1 protein-coding gene is annotated in these 249 nt (G+C 37.8%); it reads right to left on the reverse strand.

Features of this window, described 5'->3' with window-relative positions:
* Positions 1–205: hypothetical protein (locus AOA61_RS32025; RefSeq protein ID WP_218197417.1), on the reverse strand; the 205-nt coding region annotated here is incomplete at its 3' end.
* Positions 206–249: the final 44 nt, after the last annotated feature.

The following is a 249-nucleotide window of genomic DNA, read 5'->3' on the forward strand; positions in this document are numbered from 1 at the left end:
ATATAGTTTCTGATTCCGTTTCTTCTAACCAAAATACCCCCTGATCGTCCTTTAGCAGAGTTGCTAGTCCATAAGAAAAGAACTCTAGGTATTCTTCGATGATTTTCACATGATACTCGTCTATAGTAAAAAGCTCCGAATCAAAAACAAGTTGGTCTAATAACATATCTACTTTCCCACTTAACTTAGTCGCCAGTTCCACCATTGTGTTTGATCGTGGAACTTCTTTACGATTGGATCCCTCTACAA

This window comes from Pseudomonas sp. 2995-1, from assembly GCF_002742505.1.
Taxonomy (GTDB): domain Bacteria; phylum Pseudomonadota; class Gammaproteobacteria; order Pseudomonadales; family Pseudomonadaceae; genus Aquipseudomonas; species Aquipseudomonas sivasensis.